General features: G+C 71.4%; 20 protein-coding genes. 8 read left to right on the top strand and 12 right to left on the bottom strand.

Annotated elements, in window-relative coordinates; all coding sequences use genetic code 11:
* Nucleotides 1-12: 12 nt before the first annotated feature.
* A complete protein-coding gene (gene dgt / locus OG992_RS10485; protein ID WP_266303094.1) occupies nt 13-1,524 on the top strand; it encodes a deoxyguanosinetriphosphate triphosphohydrolase family protein in 1,512 nt (503 codons plus the stop codon).
* A 50-nt stretch (nt 1,525-1,574) separates the two neighbouring features.
* Here the strand turns inward: dgt and OG992_RS10480 are convergent, their stop codons facing one another.
* From OG992_RS10480 to OG992_RS10450, 7 genes are all read right to left on the bottom strand, one after another.
* The gene (locus tag OG992_RS10480) at nt 1,575-2,723 is read right to left on the bottom strand and encodes an MBL fold metallo-hydrolase (protein WP_266303093.1); all 1,149 of its coding nucleotides are present in this window, start codon (nt 2,721-2,723) and stop codon (nt 1,575-1,577) included.
* A gap of 124 nt (nt 2,724-2,847) precedes the next feature.
* Nucleotides 2,848-3,852 (bottom strand): serine hydrolase, encoded by a 1,005-nt coding sequence (locus tag OG992_RS10475; RefSeq protein WP_266303092.1) that lies wholly within the window; start codon nt 3,850-3,852, stop codon nt 2,848-2,850.
* Between the two features lie 112 nt (nt 3,853-3,964).
* Nucleotides 3,965-4,894 (bottom strand): SDR family NAD(P)-dependent oxidoreductase, encoded by a 930-nt coding sequence (locus OG992_RS10470; protein WP_266303091.1) that lies wholly within the window; start codon nt 4,892-4,894, stop codon nt 3,965-3,967.
* Between the two features lie 55 nt (nt 4,895-4,949).
* On the bottom strand, nt 4,950-6,134 hold the full coding sequence (locus OG992_RS10465) for a zinc-dependent alcohol dehydrogenase (protein WP_266303090.1): 1,185 nt from the start codon (nt 6,132-6,134) through the stop codon (nt 4,950-4,952).
* A 1,206-nt stretch (nt 6,135-7,340) separates the two neighbouring features.
* Nucleotides 7,341-8,105: a succinate dehydrogenase/fumarate reductase iron-sulfur subunit gene (locus OG992_RS10460; RefSeq protein WP_238677177.1), complete on the bottom strand. Its 765-nt coding sequence runs from the start codon at nt 8,103-8,105 to the stop codon at nt 7,341-7,343.
* Nucleotides 8,102-10,039, bottom strand: a complete 1,938-nt coding sequence (locus OG992_RS10455; protein ID WP_238686240.1) for a fumarate reductase/succinate dehydrogenase flavoprotein subunit — start codon at nt 10,037-10,039, stop codon at nt 8,102-8,104. Before OG992_RS10455 ends, OG992_RS10460 begins: the two co-directional genes overlap by 4 nt.
* 1 nt (nt 10,040) lies before the next feature.
* A complete protein-coding gene (locus tag OG992_RS10450; RefSeq protein ID WP_266303089.1) occupies nt 10,041-10,772 on the bottom strand; it encodes a succinate dehydrogenase cytochrome b subunit in 732 nt (243 codons plus the stop codon).
* Nucleotides 10,773-10,807: 35 nt separating this feature from the next.
* Between OG992_RS10450 and OG992_RS10445 the strand changes: the two genes are divergently transcribed.
* On the top strand, nt 10,808-11,740 hold the full coding sequence (locus OG992_RS10445) for a LysR family transcriptional regulator (RefSeq protein WP_238686239.1): 933 nt from the start codon (nt 10,808-10,810) through the stop codon (nt 11,738-11,740).
* 79 nt (nt 11,741-11,819) lie between these two features.
* On the opposite strand, the gene hrpA is transcribed toward OG992_RS10445, so the two are convergent.
* Entirely contained in the window at nt 11,820-15,884 is a 4,065-nt protein-coding gene (gene hrpA, locus OG992_RS10440; protein ID WP_266303088.1) for an ATP-dependent RNA helicase HrpA, read from the bottom strand.
* Nucleotides 15,885-16,027: 143 nt separating this feature from the next.
* On the opposite strand from hrpA, the gene OG992_RS10435 reads away from it, so the two are divergent.
* Entirely contained in the window at nt 16,028-16,420 is a 393-nt protein-coding gene (locus tag OG992_RS10435; RefSeq protein WP_266303087.1) for a cytidine deaminase, read from the top strand.
* Nucleotides 16,421-16,432: 12 nt separating this feature from the next.
* Here OG992_RS10435 and OG992_RS10430 read toward each other — a convergent pair whose 3' ends face one another.
* On the bottom strand, nt 16,433-16,792 hold the full coding sequence (locus OG992_RS10430) for a YciI family protein (protein ID WP_266303086.1): 360 nt from the start codon (nt 16,790-16,792) through the stop codon (nt 16,433-16,435).
* A 141-nt stretch (nt 16,793-16,933) separates the two neighbouring features.
* On the opposite strand from OG992_RS10430, the gene OG992_RS10425 reads away from it, so the two are divergent.
* The 4 genes from OG992_RS10425 to OG992_RS10410 are packed head-to-tail and all read left to right on the top strand — an operon-like array spanning nt 16,934 to nt 20,973.
* Nucleotides 16,934-17,980, top strand: a complete 1,047-nt coding sequence (locus tag OG992_RS10425) for an iron ABC transporter permease (RefSeq protein WP_210781359.1) — start codon at nt 16,934-16,936, stop codon at nt 17,978-17,980.
* Nucleotides 17,977-19,050 carry an iron chelate uptake ABC transporter family permease subunit gene (locus OG992_RS10420; RefSeq protein ID WP_266303085.1) on the top strand — a complete coding sequence of 358 codons (1,074 nt, stop codon included), beginning with the start codon at nt 17,977-17,979 and terminating at the stop codon, nt 19,048-19,050. The genes OG992_RS10425 and OG992_RS10420 overlap by 4 nt, the downstream gene beginning before the upstream one ends.
* A 19-nt stretch (nt 19,051-19,069) precedes the next feature.
* Nucleotides 19,070-20,026, top strand: coding sequence for an ABC transporter ATP-binding protein (locus OG992_RS10415; RefSeq protein WP_308193732.1), 957 nt, complete (start codon nt 19,070-19,072; stop codon nt 20,024-20,026).
* Complete coding sequence (locus OG992_RS10410; protein ID WP_266303084.1) at nt 20,026-20,973, top strand: ABC transporter substrate-binding protein; 948 nt, start codon at nt 20,026-20,028, stop codon at nt 20,971-20,973. The genes OG992_RS10415 and OG992_RS10410 overlap by 1 nt, the downstream gene beginning before the upstream one ends.
* Before the next feature lie 182 nt (nt 20,974-21,155).
* On the opposite strand, the gene OG992_RS10405 is transcribed toward OG992_RS10410, so the two are convergent.
* Both OG992_RS10405 and OG992_RS10400 read right to left on the bottom strand, forming a co-directional pair.
* Nucleotides 21,156-22,058 (bottom strand): endonuclease domain-containing protein, encoded by a 903-nt coding sequence (locus OG992_RS10405; protein WP_266303083.1) that lies wholly within the window; start codon nt 22,056-22,058, stop codon nt 21,156-21,158.
* A gap of 354 nt (nt 22,059-22,412) precedes the next feature.
* Nucleotides 22,413-23,057, bottom strand: coding sequence for a hypothetical protein (locus OG992_RS10400; protein ID WP_266303082.1), 645 nt, complete (start codon nt 23,055-23,057; stop codon nt 22,413-22,415).
* A gap of 305 nt (nt 23,058-23,362) precedes the next feature.
* Between OG992_RS10400 and OG992_RS10395 the strand changes: the two genes are divergently transcribed.
* The gene (locus OG992_RS10395) at nt 23,363-24,451 is read left to right on the top strand and encodes an acyltransferase (RefSeq protein WP_266303081.1); all 1,089 of its coding nucleotides are present in this window, start codon (nt 23,363-23,365) and stop codon (nt 24,449-24,451) included.
* Here OG992_RS10395 and OG992_RS10390 read toward each other — a convergent pair.
* Nucleotides 24,429-26,942, bottom strand: coding sequence for an RNA helicase (locus OG992_RS10390; RefSeq protein ID WP_266303080.1), 2,514 nt, complete (start codon nt 26,940-26,942; stop codon nt 24,429-24,431). The genes OG992_RS10395 and OG992_RS10390 overlap by 23 nt on opposite strands.
* Nucleotides 26,943-26,996 lie beyond the last annotated feature (54 nt).

Raw genomic sequence — 26,996 nt, 5'->3', positions numbered from 1 at the left:
AGCGTGGCGATCATGGAATCTGCTGCGGAGCCGCGCGCCCGGCGGCTCTTCGGCGGCAGCGCCCGGGCCCTCGGCGACCTCACGGCCAACCCGTTTCGTGCCGACCGGGACCGGATCGTCGGCTCGCCGTTCTTCGCCCGCCTCGGTGGTGTCACCCAGGTGATCAGCCCGGTCGGCTCGGGGCTGCTGGTGCACAACCGGCTCACCCACAGCCTCAAGGTCGCCCAGGTGGCCCGGGCGGTCGCCGAGCGGTTGAGCGCCGACGAACGGTGGCGTGACCTGCTGGACAAGCTCGGCGGCTGCGACCCCGACGTGGTGGAGGCGGCGGCGCTCGCCCACGACCTCGGCCACCCACCGTTCGGGCACCTGGGGGAGCGGGTGCTGGACCGGCTGGCCCGACAGCGTCTCGGCCTCTCCGACGGGTTCGAGGGCAACGCGCAGTCGTACCGCATCGTCACCAGCACCGAGATCCGCGGCGCCGCCACCACCGGGTTGGACCTGACCGCGGCGGTCCGCGCGGCCATGCTGAAGTACCCGTGGACCCGGCTGGATCACCCGGATCCGCACCCTCGCGCCATGGACCCGCCGCCGCGCGGCGCCACCCCGCCGCCGGACGACCCCGACAGCGGCTCCTCGAAGTTCGGCGCGTACCGGACCGAGCTGGACGACCTGCGGCAGGCCCGGGCACCGTTCGCCGGTCGCATCCCGGACTGGCAGCAGACGGTGGAGGCGTCCGTGATGGACACCGCCGACGACATCGCGTACGCCATCCACGACGTGGAGGACTTCTACCGGGTCGGGGTGCTCCAGCAGGGCTCGGTCTCCGCTGAGTTGATGGCCTGGCAGCGCGAGAGCGGGCAACTGCGGGCGATCACCGACGCGGCGTTGGCCACGGCTGCCCGGCGACCGGGGGCGGCGATCGAGCGGCTACGCCGGCAACTGCACCGCAAGGACGCCTGGATCGCCGACGACGACGCGTTCGCCGCCGCCGTCGAGCACGTCCGCGAGGAATTGGTGGACGGGCTGCTCGCGATGCCGTTCGACGGCTCGATCGAGGCCGAGCAGTACGTGGCCCGGTTCTCTGCCCGCTGGTCCACCCGCTTCGTCGAGGCGATAACGGTCACCGAACAGCCGTCGGTGCGCTCCGGGCACGTGCTGCTGGGCTGCGCCCAGTGGCACGAGGTGCAGGTGCTCAAGTTCGTCCACCACCGGTTCGTGCTGGCCCGCCCGGACCTCGCCCTGCACCAGCGCGGCCAGGCCCGACTGCTGGGCACCCTGGTCGAGGCGCTCTGGGAGTGGCTGCTGGACCCGGAGGAGGAGTCCCGCCTGCCCCGGCGGTTGCACGATCTGGTCGAGTTGGCCGAGGCGGAGCTGCACCCGCGTACCCCGGACCGGATCGGTCGTGCCCGGGGCCGAGCCATCGTGGACTTCGTCGCGCAGCTCACCGACGGTCAGGCGGTGGCCATGCTGGACGCGCTCTCCGGCCGGTCCGGCGCGCTCTGGACCGACGCGTTCGTGCTCTGACCCGAGGTCAGGCGACGGCCCGAGGTCAGGCGACGCGTGCTCGGCCTGACTCAGGCGACGGCCTGCCACCAGCCGTCGACGGCTGGCGGCTCGTCGACCACCACCCGTTCGCCCGGCCGGGGCACGGCGAGCCGCACGTCGCGGGCCTTCGCCTCGGCCCACAGCCGGTCGACGGGCTCGGACCAGTCGTGCAGGGCCAGGTTGAACGTCGCCCAGTGCACCGGCACGAACAGCCCGCCGCGCAGGTCGAGGTGGGCGTCGACCGCCTCCTCCGGGAACATGTGGATCGTCGGCCAGGCCCTGTCGTACGCGCCGATCTGCATCAGCGTCACGTCGAACGGCCCGTGCTCGGCGCCGATCTCGGCGTACCCGTCGAAGTAGCCGGAGTCGCCGGTGTAGAAGACCTTGCGACGCGCCCCGGCCACGACCCACGAACTCCAGAGCGTGCCGTCGCGGCGTAGTCCTCGGCCGGAGAAGTGCTGGGCGGCGGTGGCGGTGATCTCCAGGCCGGCCACCCGGTGCGACTCGGACCAGTCCAGCTCGATGATCCGTTCGGCGGGTACGCCCCAGCGGTCCAGGTGCGCGCCCACGCCGAGTGGCACCAGGAACGGCGCGGACTGCCCGGCGAGCAGGGCCCGCACGGTGGCCATGTCGAGGTGGTCGTAGTGGTCGTGCGAGATCAGGATGGCGTCCAGCGGGGGCAGTTCGTCGATGCCCACCGGTGGCTCGTGCAGCCGGCGTGGGCCGACGAGACCCGAGGGGGAGCACCGCTCGCTCCAGACCGGGTCGAGCAGCACCCGCCGGCCCTCGATCTCGATCAGGGTCGAGGCGTGGCCGTACCAGACGATGTTGAGCTCGTCGGCGCTGTCGGCGGCCTCCGGTCCGCCGGCGCTGGGGCGCAGCAGCGGGACGGCTGTGGTGGGACGCCGCTTCTGCTTGCCGAAGATCAGCTCGCGGACCAGGTTGCGCCCCGGTTCGGCGATCATCGTGCGGGTGCCGGCCCGGTTGTGGAAGGTCCCCTCGCGGAACTGCGGCGAGCGGGCCGCCCGCTCGGCCCGCGCCCCGCCGAGCCGGCCACCCAGCGCCGCCGGCACATCCCGGGCGACCCAGGCCAGGCCGGCCAGCGCGGCCAGGCCAGCGGCGCCCCGCATCCGCCGCCCGAGCGACCGTTCGACGTCCGTGTTCTGCGCTCGTGCCATTGCCGTCCCTCCGACGTGTCCGACCTACACGGTAGTCACCCGGACCGACCCGTGCCTCGGTGGTCGCCACGCCGGGTCGGTCGCCGGCAGCGGCGACCGACCCGGGACGCGCTCAGCGGGTGCCCTAGCCGCCGTTGCTGGGGCGTCGGGCGGTGATCCGGAACGTCTTGCCCACGCCCGCGATCCGGTTCACGGCGGCCAGGAACTTCGGGCCCATGGCGGCCCGGGCCTGCACCGCCGGGTGGGTCGCGCCGAAGTCCTCCGGGTTGGCCTGCCCGTCGGCGAAGAGGGCGTAGGTGAGCACCGCCGCGCCGGAGCGGTCGAAGATCACGCCGGCCTCGTGCCGGGCGTCGGCGTACCAACCGGCCTTGGTGGCGATCCGGGCCCGCTCGTCGGAGGACATGGTGCGCCGGATGCCGTCGGTGAATGCCACCGGGGAGCGCAGGATGCCCAACAGGTACGTCGTCGAGGCGGGGGAGAGCAGCGTGCCAGCGACCAGGGCGCGCAGCAGGTCGTGCGTCTCCCGGGGGGTGCTGGTGCCGAGGAAGAACCGGTTCGGGTTGGCCACCGGCTGCACCTGGGTGTTCGGGAAGCCCTTGGCGACCAGGATGGAGTTGATCTCGGCGGCCGGGGCGACCAGCCCGCACAGCCGCACCGCCGTGTCGTCCGAGACGGTCAGCAGGTTGGCCAGCACGTGCCCGATGGTCACCAGGCTCGGGTACGCGCCGTCCAGGCTGAAGATGCCGTCACCGCCCGGTACGACGATCGCCGCGCTCACCTCGACCTGCTGGTCCAGGGTGAGCAGCCCCCGGTCGACCTTGTCGAGCACCGCCGTGGCGACGGCGATCTTGTTGACGCTGTACGCCTCGATCCGCCGGTCCGCGTCAGCCTCGACCGCGACCACCGGCGCACCGGCCGGGTCGGCGACGCTGACGTACGCCTGCCAGTTTCCGCCGGCCGCGACGCTGTGCTTGGTGAAGACGGAGGCGACCCGAAGGGCGGCCCGAGCAGGGGTGGTCGGCGACGCCTCGGTGGTCTCGGCGGCGCTCGCCGGGGCAGCGGCGCCCAGCACCGTGCCGGCGGTGGCCACCGTGCCCAGTCCGAGTGCCGTTCTGCGGTTCAGTCGCATGGTCAATCGTCTCCCCGATCGTGGTGTGCCTGAGCGCTTGCTGGCCCACCACCCTAGGCGAGTTGATCGACGCACGATGCCCCCGAATATGTCCCGAACAGTCCCGAACAGGTCAACCGAACCGTCGGCGCAGTGCGGCGTGCACAGCTCCGACCGGTCCGAACAGGAGTTGCCGCAGGTCGGGCAGGTGACCGCCACGGACGGCCTCACCGGAGGGGTTCGGAGCGAAGACCGAGCCGTCGTGCGCGGCGACTGACTGTCCACTCAGTCCCGCCGCCCGCATCAGCGGGCCGACGAGGACGTCGTAGACCCCCGGCAGCACTGTGAAGCCGGCCCGCAGCACCACGTTGAGCCGGCCCACCGAGACCTCCCGGCGGGGTCGGTCCACGCAGTCCACGATGGCCCGCGCCACCCGCTGCGGGCCGGCGACCGGCGGCGGAGGCCGCCCGATCCGGCCCAGATAGTTGGCCGCCTGCTGGTACACCGGTGTGTCCACGCTGCCCGGGTTGACCAGACACAGCCGGATCTCCGGGCTGTCACGCAACTCCTGCTGGACCGTCCGGACCAGACCCTGCAACCCCCACTTGCTCGCCACGTACGCGCTCATGTACGGCGCGGTGATGTGCCCGAGCACCGAACCGGTGAGGATCACCGTGCCGGCCCCGGTGGCCCGAAAGTGCCGCAGCGCCACCCGCGCCGAGCCGGCCGCGCCGAGCAGATCCGTCCGTACCACCTGGTCGAAGACCCGTTCCGGCAGCTCGTCGAAGCGCCCGTAGGCCATCACCGCCGCCGTGTGCACCCACACGTCGATGCGGCCGAAGCGGTCGACAGCGGCGCCCGCGAGCGCGTCCAGCGCGTCCGGCTCGGTCACGTCCGTCGGCACGGTCAGCACGTCGACGTCGGCGCACTCCGCGCGTACCTCGGCCAGGGTCGTGGTGGCGCGAGCGGCGAGGACCAGGCGGTCGCCGCGCTCGGCGAACGCCCGGGCCGTCGCCCGGCCGATCCCGCTGCTCGCGCCAACGATCACGACCACCCGGCTCACGGTGCCACTTGAATTCGTGACTGCGGGGCTCGCAACCCCGGCTCACTCCTCGCACTCATGGTTCGAGGACGACCTTGATGCAGCCGTCCTCCTTCTTCTGGAACATCTCGTACGCCTGCGGCGCCCGGGCCAGCGGCACCCGGTGGGTACGCAGGTCCTCCACGCCCAGCGGGTCGTCGTCGCCGGAGAGCAGCGGCAGGATCTCGTCAGTCCACCGGCGCACGTGGCACTGGCCCATCCGCAACTGGATGCCCCTGTCGAACATCTCCATCAGCGGCATCGGGTCCGCCTCGCCGCCGTACACCCCGGAGAGCGACACCGTGCCGCCGCGACGAACCGCCTTGAGCGCGGCGTGCAGCACCGACAACCGGTCCACGCCCGCCCGGTCGGTCATCGTCTGGGCCAGCTTGTCCGGCAACAGCCCGGCGGCGGTCTGGGCCAACTTCCCCGCCGGCGAACCGTGCGCCTCCATCCCGACCGCGTCGATCACCGCGTCCGGGCCGCGCCCGTCGACCAGATCGATCAACGCGCCCGGCACGTCGGACAGCTGGCTCACGTCGAGCACCTCGATGCCGTGCCGGCGGGCCAACTCCAGCCGCTCGGGAACCAGGTCCAGCCCGATCACCCGGCCCGCGCCGAGGTGACGGCCGATCCGGGCACAGAACTGCCCGACCGGGCCCAGGCCGAAGACGGCCAGGGTGCCACCCGGTGGGGTGTCCGCGTACTTCACCGCCTGCCAGGCGGTGGGCAGAATGTCGGACAGGTAGAGGTAGCGCTCGTCCGCGCCGGTCTGCGGGATCTTGATCGGCCCGAAGTGGGCCTGCGGGACGCGCAGGTACTCGGCCTGCCCGCCCGGCACCGAACCGTAGAGCGACGTGTAGCCGAACAGGGACGCGCCCTTGCCCTCGCTGGTGACCTGGGTGGTCTCGCACTGCGCGTAGAGCTGGCGCTGGCACATCCAGCAACTGCCGCAGGCGATGTTGAACGGCACCACCACCCGGTCGCCCGGCTTGAGCCCGGTCACCTCCGAACCGACCTCCTCGACGATGCCCATCGGCTCGTGTCCGAGCACGTCACCCGGCTTCAGGTACGGCCCGAGCACCTCGTACAGGTGCAGGTCGGAACCGCAGATCGCAGTCGAGGTGATCTTCACGATCGCATCGGTCGGCTCCTCGATCCGAGGGTCCGGGACCTCCTCGACCCGTACGTCTCGCTTGCCCTGCCAGGTGAGTGCCTTCATGTCCCTCATCCCTTCTCACTGCCGTCTCGAAAGACTGCTACCCGGGCTCAGGCACTTGAACCGGCCGCCCGTCGCTGGCCTGTGAGTGGTTGCGGTGAGGGCTGGAGGGCGACCTCTTGTCGGTTGCGCTCTTGTCGGTTGCGGTGGGGGTCTGGGGGGCGACCGTCCCCGGCTTCGGGCGGTCAGGCTTGATCCCTACGCCGGGGACGGTCGCCCCCCAGCCCGTGGGTGGCCACTGCCCGTAGCCGGCTCGACCCATCCCGCGGTGTGCCCCGCGTCTCGGCCTGACCCGCGTCTCGGTCTGGCTCGTGTCTCGGTGTGCCCTTGCCCGGTGTGCCCCGTGCCTCGGAGCGAGCCCAACGCGGTGCGCCCGCCGCATCTCCCAAGCGGCACATGATCCACTCGGGTTTCAGGAAATCGGCCTGTCAACGCGCCTCGGATACCGCGACTTCAAGAAACGCGAGTCGATCAACCCCGTGCGCTCCGCGGCCCGGTCTGTGGCCCGGTTCGTGGCCTTGTCTGTGGCCCGGTCTGTGGCCCGGTCTGTGGCCCGGTTTGCGGCCCGGTTCGTGGCCCTGTCCGTGGGCCGGTTTGTGGGCCGGGTTCGGGCCTGTGGCTTGGGTGCATGGATGGCTATTGCTTGTGCGCTTCGCCGGGGGAGTCAACGAGCCAGCGCATCGAGGCGGCGATATGCGCGCCTTAACGGTCTTTGTCGCGCTGCTGTACGGCTCGTCCGGGCCGAGATCGAGCTGATCCACTCGCGTTCCTTGAAGTCGCGGTATCCGGCGCCCGGCAACAGGCCGATTTCCTGAAACCCGAGTGGATCACGCGAGGCGAGGTGAGGCGAGGTGAGGTGAGGCGAGGCGCGGTGAGATGCGGTGCAATGAGGTGAGGCGAGGTGCGGCCATGCGTGGCCATGCGCGCGGCAAGCGCGGCGATGCGCGGCGATGCGCGGCGATGCGAGACGAGGCGAGATAAGGCGAGGGGGCCGGTGGTGCGGACGAGCCGTGACCAGGGTCAGGGCTGGGGCGACCGTCCCCGGCGGAGGGATCAAGCCTGACCGCCCGGAGCCGGGGACGGTCGCCCCAGCCCTCACCGCAACCAAAACCAAAACCAAAACCAAAGCCAAAGCCAAAGAGCCAGAGCCGAACGCCAAACCGCCGTACCCCCTGGGAAAGCGGGATACGGCGGTCGGTACGGCGGGCGTCAGGAACCGGGGGTGTTGTTGGCTCCCTTGGCGGTGGCCGCGAGGTAGTCGCGGTTGAGCCGGCCGATGGTGTTCAGCGGGATGCCCTTCGGGCAGGCCGGGGTGCATTCGCCGGCGTTGGTGCAGCCGCCGAAGCCGGCCTCGTCATGCGCGTCGACCATGCCGATCACCCGGGTGTAGCGCTCGGGCTGGCCCTGCGGCAGCAGCGAGAGCTGGGTGAGCTTGGCGGCGGTGAAGAGCATGCCGGAGCCGTTGGGGCAGGCTGCCACGCAGGCGCCGCAGCCGATGCAGGCGGCCGACTCGAAGGCGGCGTCGGCGTTGGCCTTGGCCACCGGGGTGGAGTGGGCTTCCGGCGCGCTGCCGGTCGGCGCGGTGACGTAGCCGCCGGCCGCGATGATCTTGTCGAAGGCACTCCGGTTGACGACCAGGTCCTTGACCACCGGGAAGGCGCTGGCCCGCCACGGCTCGATGTCGATCGTCTCGCCGTCGGTGAACTGCCGCATGTGCAGCTGGCACGCGGTGGTGCCGCGCTGCGGCCCGTGCGCGTCGCCGTTGATCATCAGGCCGCACATGCCGCAGATGCCCTCGCGGCAGTCGTGGTCGAACGCCACCGGGTCCTCGCCCGCGAGGATCAGCCGCTCGTTGAGCACGTCGAGCATCTCCAGGAACGACATGTCCGGGGACACGTCGTCGACCGGGTAGGTCACCATCCGACCCTTGTCCTCAGGGCCCTTCTGGCGCCAGATGCGCAGGGTCAGGTTCACTTGTAGCTCCGCTGCGTGGGGTGGACGTATTCGAACTTCAGGTCTTCCTTGTGCAGCACCGAGGGCTCGCCGTCGGCGGTGAACTCCCAGGCCGCCACGTACGCGAACCGGTCGTCGTCGCGCTGCGCCTCACCGTCGGGGGTCTGGTGCTCGGCCCGGAAGTGGCCGCCGCAGGACTCCTCGCGGTGCAGGGCGTCGATGCACATCAGCTCGGCCAGTTCGAAGAAGTCGGCCACCCGGCCGGCCTTCTCCAGCGACTGGTTGAGTTCCTCGCCGGTGCCGGACACCTTGACCCGCTGCCAGAACTGCTCGCGCAGGGCACGGATCTCGTCGATCGCCTTGCGCAGCCCGGCCTCGCTGCGCTCCATGCCGCAGTGTTCCCACATGATCTGGCCCAGTTCCCGGTGGAACGAGTCCACGGTCCGGTCGCCGTCGACGGCGAGCAGCCGCTGGACGCGGTCCTCGACGTCGGTGCGCGCCTCGACGGCCGCCGGGTGGCTGGCGTCGACCTTCTCCAGCGGACCGGAGGCCAGGTAGTTGGCGATGGTGGTGGGCAGCACGAAGTAGCCGTCGGCGAGGCCCTGCATCAGCGCCGAGGCGCCGAGCCGGTTCGCGCCGTGGTCGGAGAAGTTCGCCTCGCCGATCACGAACAGGCCGGGGATGTTCGACTGGAGGTCGTAGTCGACCCACAGGCCGCCCATCGTGTAGTGCACGGCGGGGTAGATGCGCATCGGCACCTCGTACGGGTCCTCGCCGGTGATCCGCTCGTACATCTCGAAGAGGTTGCCGTACTTGGCTTCGATGGCCTTGCGGCCCAGCCGGCCGATCGCGTCGGCGAAGTCGAGGTAGACGCCGAGCTTCGTCGGCCCGACGCCCCGACCCTCGTCGCACACGTTCTTGGCGGCGCGGGAGGCGATGTCGCGGGGGACCAGGTTGCCGAAGGAGGGGTAGATCCGCTCCAGGTAGTAGTCCCGCTCGTCCTCCGGAATGTCCTTCGGGCTGCGGTCGTCGCCCTTGGTCTTCGGCACCCAGACCCGGCCGTCGTTGCGCAGCGACTCGCTCATCAGGGTCAGCTTCGACTGGTGGTCGCCGGAGACCGGGATGCAGGTCGGGTGGATCTGCGTGTAGCAGGGGTTGGCGAAGTACGCGCCCTTGCGGTGCGCCCGCCAGGTGGCGGTGACGTTGCAGCCCTTGGCGTTCGTGGAGAGGTAGAAGACGTTGCCGTAGCCGCCGGAGGCGAGCACCACGGCGTCGGCCATCTCGGTGCTGATCTCGCCGGTCACCATGTCCCGGACGACGATGCCCCGGGCCTTGTCGTCGACGAGGACCAGCTCCAGCATCTCGTGCCGGGTGTTCATCTCGACGTTGCCCAGGCCGATCTGCCGCTCCAGGGCCTGGTACGCGCCGAGTAGCAACTGCTGGCCCGTCTGGCCCCGCGCGTAGAAGGTGCGCTGCACCTGGGCGCCACCGAAGGAGCGAGTGTCCAGCAGGCCGCCGTACTCGCGGGCGAACGGCACTCCCTGGGCGACGCACTGGTCGATGATGTTGACCGACACCTCGGCGAGCCGGTGCACGTTCGATTCCCGGGAGCGGAAGTCGCCGCCCTTGACGGTGTCGTAGAAGAGCCGGTGCACGGAGTCGCCGTCGTTGCGGTAGTTCTTCGCCGCGTTGATGCCGCCCTGTGCCGCGATGGAGTGCGCCCGGCGCGGGCTGTCCTGGTAGCAGTAGGACTTGACGTGGTAGCCCTGCTCGGCCAGGGTCGCGGCGGCCGAGCCGCCGGCCAGCCCGGTGCCGACCACGATCACCGTCATCTTGCGGCGGTTGGCGGGGTTGACCAGCTTGGCCTCGAAGCGCCGGGTCTCCCAACGCTTCTCGACCGGGCCGGCGGGAGCCTTGGTGTCGGCGATCGGGTCGCCCTCGGTGAAGAGTTCCATGTCAGGACACCAATCCGGTGAGTACGGCGAACGGGACCACCAGGTACCCGGCGCAGAGCAGCACGGCGAAGATCAGAGCCGCGGTACGCGCCCTGCGCTCGCCGCGCGGCGTCTGCTGGCCGAGGCTGCGGAACGCGCTGAACGCGCCGTGGCGCAGGTGGAAGCCCACCGTGAGGATGGCCAGCGTGTAGAAGAGCGTGACGTACCAGCGCTCCGGGGCGAAGTCGGCGACGACGTTGCCGTACGGCTTGCTCTCGTTGCCGACCGGGTTCAGCGTGCCGGTGGTCAGGTCCAGCAGGTGGTAGATCACGAAGAGCAGGATGATCACTCCACCCCAGCGCATCGTGCGGGCCGCGTAGCTGCCGTTGACCTTCTTGCGGTGGGCGTACTTGACCGGGCGGGCGGCGCGGGCCCGCCGGGCCAGCACGGTGGCGGCCACGATGTGGGCGACGACCGCCACGACCAGCACGGTGCGCAGGATCCACAGGAACCAGACGCCGGGCAGCAGTGGCTTGCCGATGTCGCGCAGCCAGTGCGCGTAGTGGTCGAACGAGGTTTCCCCCGTGAACACCTTCAGGTTGCCGAGCATGTGGGCGATGAGGAACAGCGCCAGCAGGATGCCCGTCACCGCCATGACGGCCTTGAGGCCGACGTTCGAGCGGATGGGCGACCGAGTCTTCGTGATTACCACAGGACCGACGCTAGGAGCACTTCGACCAGTCGTCCAATGCATCAAACTCGCAGTGTTGATAGCCGTAGGCTATGTAGATGCAGCTCCATCAGCTTCGGTACTTCGTCGCGGTGGCCGAAGTACGACATTTCACCCAAGCCGCCGACCTGGTCGGCATCACTCAGCCTTCTCTCAGTAAGCAAATTCACGCTCTGGAGGCCGACCTCGGCGCACCACTGTTCGAGCGGGTAAGGGGCAACATCGCCCTCACCGCGGCGGGTGAGGTGCTGCTGCCGTTGGCCACCCGGATCCTCGCCGACGTGGAGACCGCGACCCGGGAGGTCCAGGAACTGGTCGGGCTGCGCCGGGGCCGGGTGCGGCTCGGGGCCACCCCCAGTCTGGCCACCTCGCTCGCCCCGCCGGTGCTGCGCCGGTTCCGCGACGCGCACCCCACAGTCGACCTCAAGGTCGAGGAGGGTGGCTCGCAGGACCTGGTGCGCGACCTGCTCCGCGGCGATCTCGACCTGGCCCTCATCATCATGCCGGCGCAGGGGGCTGACCCGGGGCTGCGGGTCGACCCGATCCTGCGGGAGAGCCTGGTGGTGGCCTCGGTGGGGGAGGTGCCCACCGCGTCGACGACCGGGGAGCTGCGCATCACCGACCTGCGGGACCAGCCGATGGTGATGTTCCGCGAGGGGTACGACCTGCGCGACGCGACAATCCAGGCGTGTCGGGAGGCGGGCTTCGAACCCACCTTCGCTGTGGACGGCGGCGAGATGGACGCTGTGCTCAGCTTCGTCGAGGCGGGGCTCGGCATCGCCCTCGTGCCCGGCATCGTGCTGGCTCGCCGGCCGGGCGTGCGGATCACACCACTCGCCCCGCCCGGGGTGCGGCGGACCATCGCGGTGGCCCGTCGGCGCGACGTCGTACCCACCCACGCCGGTCGGGAGCTTCGGCGCATCCTGCTCGACTACATCCAGTCGGCGATCGACCTCGGCGAACTGCCCCCGGGCGTCGAGCCACTGACCTGACCCGCCGGGGCCCGCCGGCCGCGAAGAGGCCAGCCGGGGCCGCTGCCGCGAAGAGGCCGGCAGCGGCCCGGCCGTCGGCTCAGCGGCCCTCGGCGTCGTCCATCGCCCGGTAGATCCGCTGCTCGGAGACGGGGTACGGAGTGCCCAGCGCCTGGGCGAAGACGTTCACCCGCAGCTCCTCGATCATCCAGCGGATCTGCCGGACGGCCGACTCCTGACGGCGGGCCGGCGACAGGTTGGCGAGCAGGTCGGCGTACTCCTTCTGCACCACGGCGATCCGGTCCTGCTGCTGGCGGTCCCGCTGCGGGTTGCCGCCCAGCCGCTCCAGCCGACGTTCGATGGCGGTGAGGTAGCGCAGCAGGTCGGGCAGGCGCGCGTACCCGGTCTCGGTGATGAAACCGGCGTGCACCAGCCCGGCGAGCTGGTTGCGGATGTCGGCCAGCGCCGCCACCACGGCGAGGTTGCGGGTCGCACCGAGCCGCTGCTCGACGGCGTACGCGGCGGCGAGAACCTTGCGGACCCGGTCCATCACCTCGACGACGGTGTCGACCAGGTCGGCGTGTACCTTCTCGCGCAGGGCAGCGAAGCCGTCGGCGTCCCACGCCGGCCCGCCGGCCACACCGATCAGCCGGTCGATGGCAGCGCCCGCCGCGTCCTCGATCAGCTCCTGCACGCCGCCGTGCGGGTTGCGACTCAACGCCAGCTTCGCCTCGTTGTCCAGCCGCCCCTGCAGGAACCGCGCCGGGGACGGCACTGTGAGCCGCAGCAGCCGGCGGGTGCCGGCCCAGTGCGCCGCCTCCGCCTCGGCGGGGGAGTCGAACACCCTCACCCCGACCGTGGCGCCCTCGTCGACCAGCGCCGGGTACGCGGTGACCGCGTAACCGGCGCGGACCTGCTCGATGGTCCGGGGCAGCGTGCCGATGCTCCACTCGCGCAACCCGGTGCGGGCCACCTCCGGCGCGGCGGCCGCCACCACCTGGCGTACCTCCTGGCGGAGTTGGCGTTGCAGGGCCGGCAGGTCCTTGCCCTCGGCGACCGGCTTCTCGTCGTCACCGAGGACCCGGAAGGTCACCCGCAGGTGCGCCGGGAGCTTGCCCGGCTCCCAGGCGTCGCGGGGCACTGTCACCCCGGTCATCCGCCGCAGCTGCCGGGTGAGCGCGTCCAGCAGCGACTCCTCGCCGGGGGTGATCGCCGCCAGCGCGGCCCGGGCGTAGTCCGGCACCGGGACGAAGTTGCGGCGGATCGCCTTGGGCAGCGAGCGGATCAGCGCGATCACCGTCTCCTCGCGCAGCCCCGGCACCTGCCAGTCGAAGGTCTCCGCCGGCACCTGGTTGAGCAGCGGCAGCGGGATGTCCACCGTGACGCCGTCGTCCGGCGTGCCCGGCTCGAACCGGTAGGTCAGCGGCAGGCTCACCCCGTCGGCCTGCCACTCGTCCGGGTAGTCGTCCTCGTCCACCCCGGGCCGGCCGTCGTTGATCAGCAGGTCGCGGGTGAAGGTGAGCAGGTCGGGTTGTTCGCGGCGGGTCTTCTTCCACCAGCTGTCGAAGTGCCGGCCGGAGGACACGTCGGCCGGGATCCGCTGGTCGTAGAAGCCGAAGATGGTCTCGTCGTCGACCAGGATGTCCCGGCGCCGGGCCCTGCTCTCCAACTCCTCGATCTCGGCGAGCAGCCGCTTGTTGTCCGTCCAGAACTGGTGGTGGGTCTGCCAGTCGCCCTCGACGAGGGCGTGCCGGATGAACAGCTCCCGGCTCAGCGTCGGGTCGATCCGCCCGAAGTTGACCTTGCGGGAGCTGACCAGCGGGACGCCGTACAGGGTGACCTTCTCGTAGGCCATCACCGCGGCCTGCTTCTTCTCCCAGTGCGGTTCGCTGTAGCTGCGCTTGACCAGGTGCTGCGCGAGCGGCTCGACCCACTCCGGCTCGACCCGGCCGGCGATGCGCCCCCACAGCCGGGAGGTCTCCACCAACTCGGCGGCCATCACCCAGCGCGGCGGCTTCTTGAACAACGCCGACCCGGGGAAGAGGGCGAACTTGGCGCCCCGCGCCCCCAGGTACTCGTGTTTCTGGGCGTCCTTGAGGCCGATGTGCGACAACAGGCCGGGCAGCAGCGACTGGTGCACCTTCGGGGTGTCGATCTCCTCCGGCAGGTCCGCGCCACCCCGGCGGCCCCGGCCGGCGTCCGCGTCGTCCGAGCTGTCGCGTGCCGGCCGCCCGCCACGCCGGTCACCCTCAGACGGGGTACGCAGCACCTGGCGCAGCTGGCTGACGATGTCCTGCCACTCGCGGATGCGCAGGTAGTTCAGGTACTCCGCCTTGCACATCCGACGGAACGCGCTGGAGGACAGCTCCCGCTGCTGCTCGCGCAGGTAGCGCCACAGGTTGAGGAAGGCGACGAAGTCCGACTCCTTGTCGGCGAACCGGGCGTGCGCCTGGTCCGCCTGGGCCTGCTTCTCGGCCGGCCGCTCCCGCGGGTCCTGGATGGAGAGCGCGGCGGCGATCACCAGCACCTCGGTGGCGGCGCCGTTGCGTTCGCCCTCGACCACCATCCGGGCCAGGCGCGGGTCGACAGGCAACTGGGCCAACCGCCGGCCGAGCGCGGTGAGCCGCTTCGCCGGGTCGGCCTCGGTCGGGTCCAACGCGCCCAGCTCGTGCAGCAGGTTGACGCCGTCGGCGATGTTGCGCTTGTCCGGTGGGTCGATGAACGGGAACGCGGCGAGGTCGCCGAGCCCGATCGCTGTCATCTGGAGGATGACCGACGCCAGGTTGGTCCGCAGGATCTCCGGATCGGTGAACTCGGGCCGGGAGAGGAAGTCCTGCTCGTCGTAGAGGCGGATGCAGATGCCGTCCGACGTACGGCCGCAGCGGCCCTTGCGCTGGTTGGCCGACGCCTGGGAGATCGGCTCGATCGGCAACCGCTGCACCTTGAGCCGGCTGGAGTAGCGGGAGATTCGGGCGGTGCCCGGGTCCACCACGTACTTGATGCCGGGCACTGTCAGCGAGGTCTCCGCGACGTTGGTGGCGAGCACCACCCGGCGCGAGGAGTGCGCGGCGAAGACCCGGTGCTGCTCGGCGGAGGAGAGTCGCGCGTACAACGGCAGGATCTCGGTGCCGAGCAGCGAGCGCTTCTTCTGCACCAGCTTGCCCAACGCGTCGGCGGTGTCCCGGATCTCCCGCTCGCCGCTGAGAAAGACCAGGATGTCGCCGGGGCCCTCGGCGGCCAGCTCCTCGACGGCGTCGCCGATCGCCTGGATCTGGTCGCGGACGTTCTCGTCGTCGCCGTCGCCGTCCTCCTCGCCCTCGGCCAGCTCGACGAGGGGCCGGTAGCGCACCTCCACCGGGTAGGTGCGACCCGACACCTCGACCACCGGCGCGGGTACGCCCTCCGGCTCGTCGGCGGTGGGTGGACCGGCGAAGTGCCTGGCGAACCGGTCGGTCTCGATGGTCGCCGAGGTGATGATGACCTTGAGGTCGGGCCTGCGGGGCAGCAGTTCCCGCAGGTACCCGAGGATGAAGTCGATGTTGAGGCTGCGCTCGTGTGCCTCGTCGATGATCAGCGTGTCGTACTGGCGCAGCATCCGGTCGGTCTGCAACTCGGCCAGCAGGATGCCGTCGGTCATCAGCTTCACCAGGCTGCGCTCGCTGACCTGGTCGGTGAAGCGCACCTTGTAGCCGACCACGTCGCCCAACTCGGTGCCCAGCTCGTCGGCGATCCGGTCGGCCACCGTCCGGGCGGCCAACCGGCGGGGCTGCGTGTGCCCGATCAGGCCGTGCACCCCGCGCCCCAACTCCAGACAGATCTTGGGAATCTGGGTGGTCTTGCCGGAGCCGGTCTCGCCCGCCACGATCACCACCTGGTGGTCGCGGATGGCGGCGGCGATGTCGTCCTTGCGCTCACTGACCGGCAAGCCCACCGGGTACGTGATCACGGGCACCGCCGCCTGCCGGGCGGCGAGCCGTTGCTCGGCCCGGACCAGGTCGGCGGTTATCTCGGTCAGCGCCGCCTCCCGACGCTGCGGGTCGCGCAGCTTGCGGGCACCGTCCAGTCGCCGCTGGAGCCGGCGCTGGTCGCGGAACATCAGAGGTGTGAGGCGGCGGTGCAGCTCGCGAACGGGGTCGGACGCGACGGAGGCGGTTGGATTCTGCATGTCGTGCCCAAGGATAGGCAGCCTGGCGGCGCACCGCTCCTGGGTTACCGAGCGGCCGGCTCTCCGACGGCCACCTCCGGTCCGTTGGCGGCCACGAGCGGGCCCTAGAGTTGGCGGCCGACGTCGAGCGCTGGGGGAGCCGGATGGAGATGCGCGACACCGACCGCGCGTTGGTGCAGGCCGCCACCGCGGTCTCCAAGCTGCGCTGCCGCAGCCAGCACCACACTGTCGCGTCGGCGGCCCGGACCGCTGACGGGCGGGTCTTCACCGGCGTGAACGTCCAGCACGCCACCGGAGGGGCCTGCGCCGAGCTTGTCGTGATCGGCACGGCCGCCACGCAGGGCGTCACCGCGCTGGAGACGATCGTCACTGTCGCCGACCGTGGCCGCGAGGTCGTCGCGCCCTGTGACCGGTGCCAGCAGGTGCTGCGGGACTACTTCCCCGAGCTGCGGGTGATCGTCGGCCCGATGGACGCCCTGCGGGTGGTCCCGCTCGGTGAGTTGCCGGCGGAGACCGGCAGCGAATCGGCCGGCTGACCGGGCCCGGGGTCAGTCCCCGGAGGCCGCCTCCAGCATCGACTGCGGCACCGGCACGCTCTCGAACCGCAGGGTGCCCTCCGGAAGCAGCCACGACGTGACCCGCGCGACCAGGCGACCGGCCCGCACGGCGGGGTCGTTGGCGAACAGCGTGCGGGCCTCGTCCGGGGCGATGGACAACACCACGAAGCCCCGCAGCTGCTCGTCGTCGGGGTGCAGAAACGGCCCGGCCGCGAGCACCAGCCCCTGCTGCACGAGGCCCGCCTGGTGGGCCAGGTGCGCGTCCCGCAACCGGTCGATCGCGTCCTGCGGCAACTCCGGCGGATCCGACGGCCGGGTCAGCAGGACGACCGTGTGCTGGTCGAATCGCATGAGCCAACAGTAGGCGCGCGGCTCTCTTCGCGCGGGCGTCTGCCCTGCTCAGCCTCCTGCGGATCGATGAGCGCCAGTTAGGTGACCCTCAACTGAGCGGCTAAGGTTAGGCGAACCTAAGCGTGAACGTGCAGGAGACTCGTGACCACCCTCGCCACCCGGCCGACCCCGGCCCGCAACCGGTCCGGCACCCGCACCGGCCGCCGGGTGGCCGTCACCGTCGCGGCCGCGCTGGTGCTGCTGCTCACCGTGCTGGCCAGCTTCGCGCTCGGCAGCCGACAACTCGGCGTCGACCAGGTCTGGCACGCTCTCGTCGCGCCGGACGGCGGCGACGCCAGCACCATCGTCCGTGAGCTGCGGATGCCCCGGACCGCCCTCGGCCTCGCTGTCGGGCTCGCGCTCGCCGTGGCCGGGGTGCTGTTCCAGGCGCTCACCCGCAACCCCCTCGCCGAGCCGCGCATCCTCGGCATCAGCGCGGGCGCGTCGTTCGGGGTGGTGCTCGCGATCTCCGTCTTCGGCGTCGGCACGCTCGCCGGGTACGTCTGGTTCGGCATCGCCGGGGCCCTGATCGCCGGACTGCTGGTCTTCGCCATCGCCACCCGCGCCCGCGAGGGCGCCAGCCCGGTCACCCTCGCGTTGGTCGGCGCGGCGCTCGACGCCAGCCTGGCCTCCGGGGTGTACGCCCTGCTCAGCATCGACGCCCGCACCTTCGAGGAGTACCGCTTCTGGGTGGTCGGCGGGCTGGCCGGACGGGACCTGTCGGTCGCCGCGCAGGTGCTGCCGTTCGTCCTCGTCGGGTTGGTGCTGGCCGCCCTGGTGGCCCGGGGCCTGGACGCGCTGGCCCTCGGCGACGACGTGGCCCGTGGTCTCGGCCACCGGATCGGTCTGGTCCGCCTCGGTGGTGGCCTCGCCGCCGTGCTGCTGACCGGCGCCGCGGTGGCCGCCGCCGGACCTGTCGCGTTCGTCGGGCTGGCCGTGCCGCACCTGGCCCGCGCCCTGGTCGGCGCGGACCACCGCTGGACCCTCGCCGTCTCCGCCCTGCTCGGACCGGCGCTGCTGCTCGCCGCCGACATCGTCGGTCGGCTCGTCGCCCCGCCCGGCGAGATCCCGGCCGGGATCGTCACCGCGCTGATCGGCGCGCCACTGCTGGCCGTGCTGGTCCGCCGCGCCCGGGTGGTGACCGCGTGACGACCACGCAGCGCCCGGGCACGCCTCGTGCCGATGCGGCTCGGCTGCCCGGACGGTCGCTGCTGCGGATCGGCCCGGTCAGCCTGCTGATCCGCCGCCGCTCGGTGCTGGTGGCCGCCGCGCTGACAGTGCTGCTCCTGCTGGCCGTCGTGCTCAGCCTCTCGCTGGGCACCCCGTACGTCGCCCCGGCCGACGTGCTGCGCGCCCTCTCCGGAGCGGGCACCCCGTACGACCTCGTGGTCTTTGATCTTCGGCTGCCGCGGGTGGTGCTGGCGGCCGTGGCCGGCGCCGCCTTCGGCGTGGCCGGCACGCTGATCCAGAGCGTGGCCCGCAACCCCCTCGCCAGCCCGGACGTCATCGGCATCACCCAGGGCGCCGGCCTCGCCGCGACAGTGGCCCTGACCAGCGGAATGGCCGCGGTGCTGGTAGCGCCCACCGCGCTGGTGGGCGGGCTGCTCGCGGCGGTGCTGCTGTTCGCTCTCGGTGCTCGGCACGGGCTGGCCGCGCAGCGGTTCGTGCTCGCCGGGGTGGCGGTCGCGTTCGGCTTCCGGGCGCTCACCGAGGTGGTCATGCTGACCGCCGATCCGATCGACGGTCTGCGCGCGCAGATCTGGCTGATCGGCACGCTGGCCGGCAAGGGCTGGACCGAGGCCGCCTGGATCGCCGGCACGCTGCTGGTGCTGCTGCCGGTGCTGGCCTGGGCCGGCTGGGCGCTGAACAGCAGCGCCCTGGACGACGACACCGCCCGGGGCGTCGGGCTGCGCCCGGTGGCCCGCCGGATCGGCCTCGCCGGCACCGGCGTACTCGTCGCCGCGATGGTCACCGCCCAGGTCGGCGCCGTCGACTTCGTGGCGCTGGTCGCCCCGCAGGTGGCCCGTCGCCTGGTACGCGCCGAACGACCACCGCTGGTCTGCGCGGCGCTGCTCGGCGCGCTCCTGCTGGTGCTGGCCGACCTGGCCGGCCGGCGCCTGTTCGCACCCACCCAACTACCCGCCGGTGTGCTGACCGCCGCGATCGGCGGCCCGTACCTGATCTTCCTGCTGCTGCGTGGCCGGCGGCGGTCGTCGTGACGCCTCAAGGAGTCGTGTGATGCTCTCCACCCGCGACCTGGTCGCCGGCTACGACGAGCGGACCGTGCTCGACGGGCTCGACCTCGACCTGCCCACCGACGCGTTCACAGTGATCGTCGGGCCCAACGCGTGCGGCAAGTCCACACTGCTGCGCACGATGGCCCGGCTGCTCACCCCCCGCCGCGGCACGGTGCTGCTGGACGGCACCGCCATCCGCGACCTGCCGACCCGGGAGGTAGCCCGCCGCCTCGGCGTCCTGCCGCAGAGCCCGCTGGTGCCCGAGGGCGTCACCGTGGCGGACCTGGTCGGGCGCGGCCGACAGCCCTACCAGCGGTGGTGGCGGCAGTGGTCGTCGGAGGACGGCGCGGCGGTGGACCAGGCGATGGCCCTCGCCGACGTGACCGACCTGGCCGACCGACCGGTGGACAGCCTCTCCGGCGGTCAGCGGCAACGGGTGTGGATCGCCATGACCCTCGCCCAGGACACCGACGCCCTGCTGCTGGACGAGCCGACCACCTTCCTCGACCTGGCCCACCAGGTGGAGGTGCTGGACCTTCTGCACCGGCTGCGCTCCGAGCGGGGCCGCACCGTGGTCGCCGTCCTGCACGACCTGAACCAGGCCGCCCGCTACGCCGACCACCTGGTCGCCATGCGCGCCGGCGCGGTGGTCGCCGCCGGCCCGCCCCGGGAGATCCTCACCGCCGACCTGGTCCGCGACGTCTTCGGGCTGGCCTGCGTGGTCGTGCCCTGCCCGGTGACCGGCGCGCCGCTGGTGGTGCCCGCGTACACCGGCGGCAACGCTCCGGTTCCCGTTGTCGCGTCGGGTGGCCCGGTCGCTTCCTCGGGTGGCCCGGCCGTTGCGCCCGCCGGCGCGAAAGACCCCAATTCGTCGACGGCGTCCGTACCGGACGCCCGACCCGCCACCGGCGACGCGGCCAACCCGCTCGCCGGCTCGCACCCTTCGAAAGGACTCTGATGCGTCGTCTCGTCGCAGCTCTCGCCGCGGCCGTCGCCCTCGGCGCCGGCCTCACCGCCTGCGGTGAGAGCGACCCGGTCGCCGGCTCCACCACCGGGGACACCCGGGAGATCACCCACGCCATGGGCACCACCAAGGTCCCAGCCGAGCCCAAGCGCGTCGTCGTGCTCGACACCGACAAGATCGACACGGCGCTCTCGCTGGGCATCACGCCCGTCGGCGCGGCCACCGCCGGTGAGGCGAAGAGCTGGCCCACGTACTTCGGCGCGGACAAGCTCGCCGGCATCAAGGAGGTCGGGGTGCTCACCGAGCCCGACCTGGAGGCGATCAACGCGCTGAAGCCGGACCTCATCCTCGGCAGCAAGTTCCGCCAGGAGAAGTTCTACGACGAGTTGGCCGCCATCGCGCCGACCGTGTTCACCGAGAAGGTGGGCATCACCTGGAAGGACAACCTCCTCCTCGACGGCAAGGCGCTCGGCCGCGAGCAGCAGGCCAAGGATCTGCTCGCCACGTACGAGAAGCGGGCCAAGGACTTCGGCGCGACGCTCGGCGACGCCGCCGCGCGCAAGGTTTCCATCGTGCGGTTCCTGCCCGGCAACATCCGGGTGTACGGCCCGGACTCGTTCTCCGGCATCGTCATCAGCGACACCGGCCTGGGCCGCCCCGAGCGGCAGCTGCTCGCCAACAAGGAGGACAAGCGCTTCGACCTGGTCAGCCCCGAGCGGGTCAACGAGGTCGACGGTGACGTCATCTTCGTGACCGCGTACGGCGACAAGGCCGCCGCCGAGCAGACCAAGGTCGCCGGTGGGACGCTGTGGAAGGGCCTCGGCGCGGTCAAGGCCGGCAAGGCGTACCCCGTCTCCGACGAGGTCTGGATGACCGGCATCGGCGTCGGCGCCGCCAACAAGATCCTCGACGACCTGGCCAAGTACCTCCCCGCCGCCTGACACCCCACCAGCACCGCCCGCGCGAAGTCACTCGCCCCCGCGCACCCGCGCGAAGTCATCCGCCCCCGCGCACCCGCGCTGAGCGCGCACCACCGCGCCGGCTCATGATCGTGCTCGATCCAGGAAGTAGTGGCCTCCTCGTCCAGGGAGGCCACTACTTCCATGTTCGAGCGCGATCATCGTCACCGGGGGGAGCGCGAGCGTGCCCTCAGGGCGGCTCGGACCTCGGCGAGGAACCCGTCGAAGTCGTCCCGGAGGCGCTTGGCGGTCAGATGCAGCACGATCCAGTCGCCGCCAAGGAGCCGGTTGAGGCGTTGGCGGTCCCGATGGAACTGCTCAGGGTCGTCGTGCCAGAGCCCGTCGTACTCCACCGCGACCTTGAACTGCGGCCAGGCCAGGTCCAGGCGGGCCACGAATCGGCCCTGCTCGGCCACGACCCACTGGGTCTCCGGCCTCGGCAGGCCGGCGAGCACCAGCCCGACCCGGGTGCGGGACTCCTGAGGGGACTCCGCGCCCCCGTCGGCCAGGTCGACCGCGCGTAGCAGCGACCGCCAGCCGCGTCGACCGGCCCGGCTCAGGGCGTACTCGCGCAGGGCTGGAGCGGTTGTGAGCCGGCGAGCCAGCATGGCGTCGATGACGACCACCGCCTCGATCACATCGAGCCACCGGGCCAGGTCCCAGCAGGTACGCGCCGGGCTGGTCACAGTGATCCCGGCCCGGTCCACGGTGTCGCCGGGGTCGATCTCCCCGTGGTGGACCCGGATGCCGGCGGTCGGGCCGATCCGAGTGGCGGTGGGAACGAGGACGTCGACGGGCTCGCTCGCGTTGGGCTCAGCGCAGCCGTAGAGGCCGGCGGCAGCGCGTCCCGCGATGGACGCACCGGGTGGGACAAGCCACCGTCCGACGGCGGTGCATCTGATGGCGTGGGTGACTGCGAGCTGGGCATCGGCGTAGACGTCGCGGAACAGCGGTCGCCACGCCGAGCTGCGTAGCTCATTGCGGGTCAGTAGGCCCCGAGAGACGGCGGTCGAGCCACGGAAGACCCGACCCCGCAACTGCGGCGGCCGACGAGGGACTTTCGGCATGTGCCTCAGGCTGACCGAACCTCGTCGCGTCACGCTGCCCCTGTGGATAACCGCAGCCCCTCACACCGGCGCCGATGCGCGTCTTTATCCCCATGATCGCGCTCGAACATGGATGTAGTGGCCTCCCGAGAAGCGGAGGCCACTACATCCTGGATCGAGCGCGATCTTGCCGGGCGGGTGGGCGGGTGGAGCGCTTGGTGGGTGGGGTGCGTGGTGGTTGGGCTGGGTGGTGCGCGGGGTCCGCAGGGTGCGCGGGGTCCGCGGGGTGCGCGGGGTCCGCAGGGTGCGCGGGGTGCGCGGGGTGCGCGGGGTCCGCGGGGTGCGTGGGTGGGGGGCGTGGAGGGTGGGGGTGGGTTAGGCGGCGGTGGACCAGATGGCGCGGAAGGCGGCGGCTTCGCCGGAGAGCCATCGTTCGATCTGGTCGGGCTTGGCGTCGGTGGGCATGCGGTGGGCCAGGCCGCGGCGGACGTCGACCAGGACCGGCTCGGCGTGCGGAAGCACCGCGTCCATGTGTCGGGCCATCAGGTGCAGGGTGGCGAGCACCGATTCCTCGCTCGGTGGGGCCTCGTCGAAGTGCAGGCGGACCGCTTCGGCGCGGCCGTCGGCGTGGCGTACCCCGAAGTGGGGGTTGATCTTGACGGGCAGATCGCCCAGCATCGCCAGGGCGTCGCGGGTCTGGCCGAGATCGACGGCGGCCGGCTCGCCGAGGGAGTGCAGCCAGGTAGTGGCGCCGGGGACGAGCGTCTGGTAGAGCGGGCGCCATCGTGGCTTCACGATGTCAGCCACCCCGGCCAGGTGGGTGCCGCCGGTGTGGAAGGCGATGTCGGCCTTGAGCGCCTTGACGAACTGGCCGTGCGGGTTGAAGCCGGACCGGCTGGCGCGCTGCTTGCGCAGCCCGCCGACGAAGGTCGCCTTGGTGGGGCCGGTGCGGTCGACGTAGCGGGTGAAACCGAGCAGTGTCGCGTAGGGGGTGAGGGGCGTCGAGGCGGGCGCGGTCACGGGCGTCCTCCCAGGTCAGGATCTTTATTAGTACATACATTCTAATCGACGGGTCTGACATTGCCCAGCGAAGTTGAGAGGGTGTGCCGCCTCCTGGCAACCGGACGAATCGCCCGGCTGGGTGAGTGTCGTGGGGCGCCGCCGGTTGGGGAGGCTGGCTGATCAGAGGAACAGCTGCCCGGAGGGCGGAACGCTGTCTTGCTCGCGTTCGCGATGCTGCGTTATTTGTCGTACTTGTGGCGTTATTGTGCGTTGTGGTCATCGATGAGGCGTCCAGGGTTGTCACCCCTGGCAGGGGTACGGCGGTGCGGACCGTCCAGTCCGCCGACCCCGCAGCCGACCGGGACCGCTACCTGGACCTGCTGCGGACGATCGCCCTCGTCCGCGTCGTGATCTTCCACGTCACCGGTTGGATCTGGCTGAGCCTGCTGGTGCCGGCGATGGGTCTGATGTTCGGCATCGCCGGTTCGATGATGGCGGCGTCACTGGACCGGCACGGCGCATCGGCCGTGCGCCGACGGCTGCGCCGGCTGCTGCTGCCGTACTGGGCGTTCGGCGCGATCGCACTGGCGGTGCTCTCCGCCGGGTGGCGTCCACTGCCGAGTGGCGTGGCCGGCTGGGCTGAACTGCTCTGGTGGGTGCTACCCCTGCGGGTGCCGCCGGTGGGTGGGCAGTCCTGGGCCTGGGTGTTCCACATCGGGCTCTGGTACGTCGTCACCTATCTGTGGTTGGTGCTGCTCTCGCCGGTGCTGCTGTGGCTGTTCCGCCGCTGGCCGTGGCCCAGCATCGGTGTCGCCACCGCGCTGCCGGTCGGGATGCATCTGACCGGTGCGCACGCCGGCTACTTCGTCGCCGCCTACCTGTCCTGCTGGCTGATGGGCTTCGCCCACCATGATCGGCTGCTGCACCGTGTCCGGTGGCGCTGGTATGGGTGCCTCGTGGCCGGTCTCGCCGGGGTGGGCGGCGCCTGGGTGGTGGCCGCCATGGTGACCGGCCGGGCCGTCGACCTCAACCACATCGCGGGCGGCACCACACTGTGGTCGATGGCGCTCGTGGCAGTGCTGCTGAGAGTGCAGCCCCGGCTTGTCGGCCGGGTGCCGCTGGGCGCCGTCCTCCGGGTCGCCAACGCGCGGGCGGTCACCATCTACCTCTGGCACATCCCGGCCAGCCTCGGGATGTTCCTCCTGCTCGCGCCGGTGCTCCCGTACAACTCGGTGGCCTCGATCGCGCTGCGACTGACCGGGGTGTGCCTACTGACCGCCGGGGCGGTGCTGCTGTTCGGCTGGATCGAGGACGTGGCCGCCCGGCGTACGCCGGCACTGTTGGTTCCTCGGCCGAGCGCTGCCGGTCGGCACCGCGCCGATCGACAGGTCAGAGCTGGCCGACGTCGGTGATCCGCACGACCGCCGCGCCGACCTCGTCCGAGGCCGCCAGGTCGATCTCGGCGCTGATGCCCCAGTCGTGGTCGCCGTTGGGGTCGTCGAAGCTCTGGCGGACGGTCCACCGTTCCCGCCCCTGCTCGATCATGAGCAGCGCCGGCCCTCGGGCGTCCGGCCCGACGCCGATCGAGTCGTACTCCTCGAAGTACGGCGCCAGGGCATCGGCCCACGCGTCGTAGTCCCAGCCGTCCTCGGCGTCCAACTCGGCGAGCAGGTCCCAGCGGCGAAGCGCTGCCAACTCGACGCGTCGGAACAGCGCGTTGCGCACCAACACCCGGAACGCCCGCGCGTTGCGGGTCACCGCCGGTGGCCGGTCGGTCAGTGCGGCGTGCGCCTGGGCGACCTCGGCCACGTCGGACGGGTTGCGCAGTCGTTCCCACTCGTCGATGAGGCTGGAGTCGACCTGGCGGACCAGCTCGCCCAACCACTCGATGAGGTCGATCAGCTCCTCGGTCTTGGCGTCCTCGGGCACTGTCTGACGCAGCGTCTTGTACGCGTCGGCCAGGTAACGCAGGACGAGACCTTCCGAGCGGGTCAGCCCGTAGAACTGCACGTACTCGGTGAAGGTCATGGCCCGCTCGTACATGTCGCGGACGACGGCCTTGGGGGAGAGCTGGTGGTCGGCGACCCAGGGGTGCCCCTGCCGGTACATCTCGTACGCGGCCTCCAGCAGCTCGGCCAGGGGCTTCGGGTGGGTCACCTCGTCGAGCAGTTCGAGACGCGCCTCGTACTCGATGCCCTCGGCCTTCATGGCGGCGACCGCCTCGCCGCGCGCCTTGAACTGCTGCGCGGAGAGGATCTGCCGGGGGTCGTCGAGGATCGACTCGATCACGCTCAGCACGTCGAGCGCGTACGACGGGGACTCGGCGTCGAGCAGTTCGATGGTGGCCAGCGCGAGGGGGGAGAGCGGCTGGTTGAGGGCGAAGTCGAGCTGGAGGTCGACGGTGAGCCGGATCCGCCGGCCGGTCTCGTCCGGCTCGGGCAGCTCCTCGACGACCCCGCCGGCACGCAGAGCCCGGTAGATGGCGATCGCGCGTCGGATGTGCCGGCGCTGCGCGGCGGGCTCCTCGTGGTTGTCGGTGAGCAGGTGCCGCATCGCGGTGAACGCGTCCCCGGGCCGACCGATGACGTTGAGCAGCATCGAGTGGCTGACCTGGAAGCTGGACGTCAGTGGCTCCGGCTCGGCGTCGACGAGTCGGTCGAAGGTGGGTTGGCCCCAGCCGATCGAGCCCTCCGGCGGCTTCTTGCGGACCACCTTGCGTCGCTTCTTCGGGTCGTCACCGGCCTTGGCGAGGGCCTTCTCGTTGTCGATGACGTGCTCGGGGGCCTGCACGACGACCCGGCCGATGGTGTCGTAGCCGGCCCGGCCGGCCCGCCCGGCGATCTGGTGGAACTCGCGGTTCTTCAGCAGCCGGGTACGGACCCCGTCGTACTTCGACAGGCCGGTGAACAGCACGGTGCGGATCGGCACGTTGATGCCGACGCCGAGGGTGTCGGTGCCGCAGATGACCTTGAGTAGGCCGGCCTGGGCGAGGGTCTCCACCAGGCGGCGGTACTTGGGCAGCATGCCGGCGTGGTGCACGCCGATGCCGTGCCGGACCAGTCGGGACAGCGTCTTGCCGAAGCCGGCGGTGAACCGGAAACCACCGATCGCCTCGGCGATCATGTCTTTCTCGGCGCGGGTGCAGACGTTGACGCTGGTCAGCGCCTGGGCGCGTTCCAGCGCGGCGGCCTGGGTGAAGTGCACCACGTACACCGGGGCCTGCTTGGTCTCCAGCAGCTCCTCAAGCGTCTCGTGCAGCGGCGTCATCGCGTACGAGAAGATGAGCGGGACCGGCCGCTCCGCAGTGCGCACGACGGCGGTGGGCCGCCCGGTGCGCCGGGTCAGGTCGTCGACGAAGCGGGTGGTGTCCCCCAGGGTGGCGGACATCAGGATGAACTGGGCCTGCGGCAGCTCGATGATCGGCACCTGCCACGCCCAGCCCCGGTCGGGCTCGGCGTAGAAGTGGAACTCGTCCATGATCACCTGGCCGACGTCGGCCTTCGTGCCCTCGCGCAGCGCCAGGTTCGCCAGGATCTCCGCGGTGCAGCAGATGATCGGGGCGTCGGCGTTGACGCTGGCGTCGCCGGTGAGCATGCCGACGTTCTCGGCGCCGAAGACCTCGCAGAGCGCGAAGAACTTCTCCGACACCAACGCCTTGATCGGCGCGGTGTAGAAGGTCGTCCGGCTGTCGGCGAGGGCCGCGAAGTGCGCGGCGATCGCCACCAGGCTCTTACCCGAGCCGGTGGGCGTGTTCATGATCAGGTTGGCGCCGGAGACGATCTCGATGACCGCCTCTTCCTGGTGTGGGTAGAGGTCGAGGCCGCGCTCCTTCGCCCAGCCGGCGAACGCGTCGAAGAGGGTGTCGGGGTCGGCGCTTGTCGGCAGCGCGGCGGTGAGCGTCATAGCCTGTCCATGGTGCCTGGATCATGCCCCGGTACGCCAACCCGGCCCGCACCG

It is taken from the genome of Micromonospora sp. NBC_00362 (assembly GCF_026342155.1).
In the GTDB taxonomy this organism is placed as follows: domain Bacteria; phylum Actinomycetota; class Actinomycetes; order Mycobacteriales; family Micromonosporaceae; genus Micromonospora; species Micromonospora hortensis.
This window is presented reverse-complemented; position numbering and strand designations above follow the sequence as displayed.

What these genes read in the sequence shown, in the direction of transcription:
- OG992_RS10455 (WP_238686240.1), bottom strand. Translation starts at nt 10,039, where the DNA reads ATGGAACTCTTCACCGAGGGCGACCCGATCGCCGACACCAAGGCTCCC.
- OG992_RS10410 (WP_266303084.1), top strand. Translation starts at nt 20,026, where the DNA reads ATGCGTCGTCTCGTCGCAGCTCTCGCCGCGGCCGTCGCCCTCGGCGCC.
- OG992_RS10475 (WP_266303092.1), bottom strand. Translation starts at nt 3,852, where the DNA reads ATGCGACTGAACCGCAGAACGGCACTCGGACTGGGCACGGTGGCCACC.
- hrpA (WP_266303088.1), bottom strand. Translation starts at nt 15,884, where the DNA reads ATGCAGAATCCAACCGCCTCCGTCGCGTCCGACCCCGTTCGCGAGCTG.
- OG992_RS10390 (WP_266303080.1), bottom strand. Translation starts at nt 26,942, where the DNA reads ATGACGCTCACCGCCGCGCTGCCGACAAGCGCCGACCCCGACACCCTC.
- OG992_RS10435 (WP_266303087.1), top strand. Translation starts at nt 16,028, where the DNA reads ATGGAGATGCGCGACACCGACCGCGCGTTGGTGCAGGCCGCCACCGCG.
- OG992_RS10450 (WP_266303089.1), bottom strand. Translation starts at nt 10,772, where the DNA reads ATGCATTGGACGACTGGTCGAAGTGCTCCTAGCGTCGGTCCTGTGGTA.
- OG992_RS10405 (WP_266303083.1), bottom strand. Translation starts at nt 22,058, where the DNA reads ATGCCGAAAGTCCCTCGTCGGCCGCCGCAGTTGCGGGGTCGGGTCTTC.
- OG992_RS10445 (WP_238686239.1), top strand. Translation starts at nt 10,808, where the DNA reads ATGCAGCTCCATCAGCTTCGGTACTTCGTCGCGGTGGCCGAAGTACGA.
- OG992_RS10415 (WP_308193732.1), top strand. Translation starts at nt 19,070, where the DNA reads ATGCTCTCCACCCGCGACCTGGTCGCCGGCTACGACGAGCGGACCGTG.
- OG992_RS10480 (WP_266303093.1), bottom strand. Translation starts at nt 2,723, where the DNA reads ATGGCACGAGCGCAGAACACGGACGTCGAACGGTCGCTCGGGCGGCGG.
- OG992_RS10465 (WP_266303090.1), bottom strand. Translation starts at nt 6,134, where the DNA reads ATGAAGGCACTCACCTGGCAGGGCAAGCGAGACGTACGGGTCGAGGAG.
- OG992_RS10430 (WP_266303086.1), bottom strand. Translation starts at nt 16,792, where the DNA reads ATGCGATTCGACCAGCACACGGTCGTCCTGCTGACCCGGCCGTCGGAT.
- dgt (WP_266303094.1), top strand. Translation starts at nt 13, where the DNA reads ATGGAATCTGCTGCGGAGCCGCGCGCCCGGCGGCTCTTCGGCGGCAGC.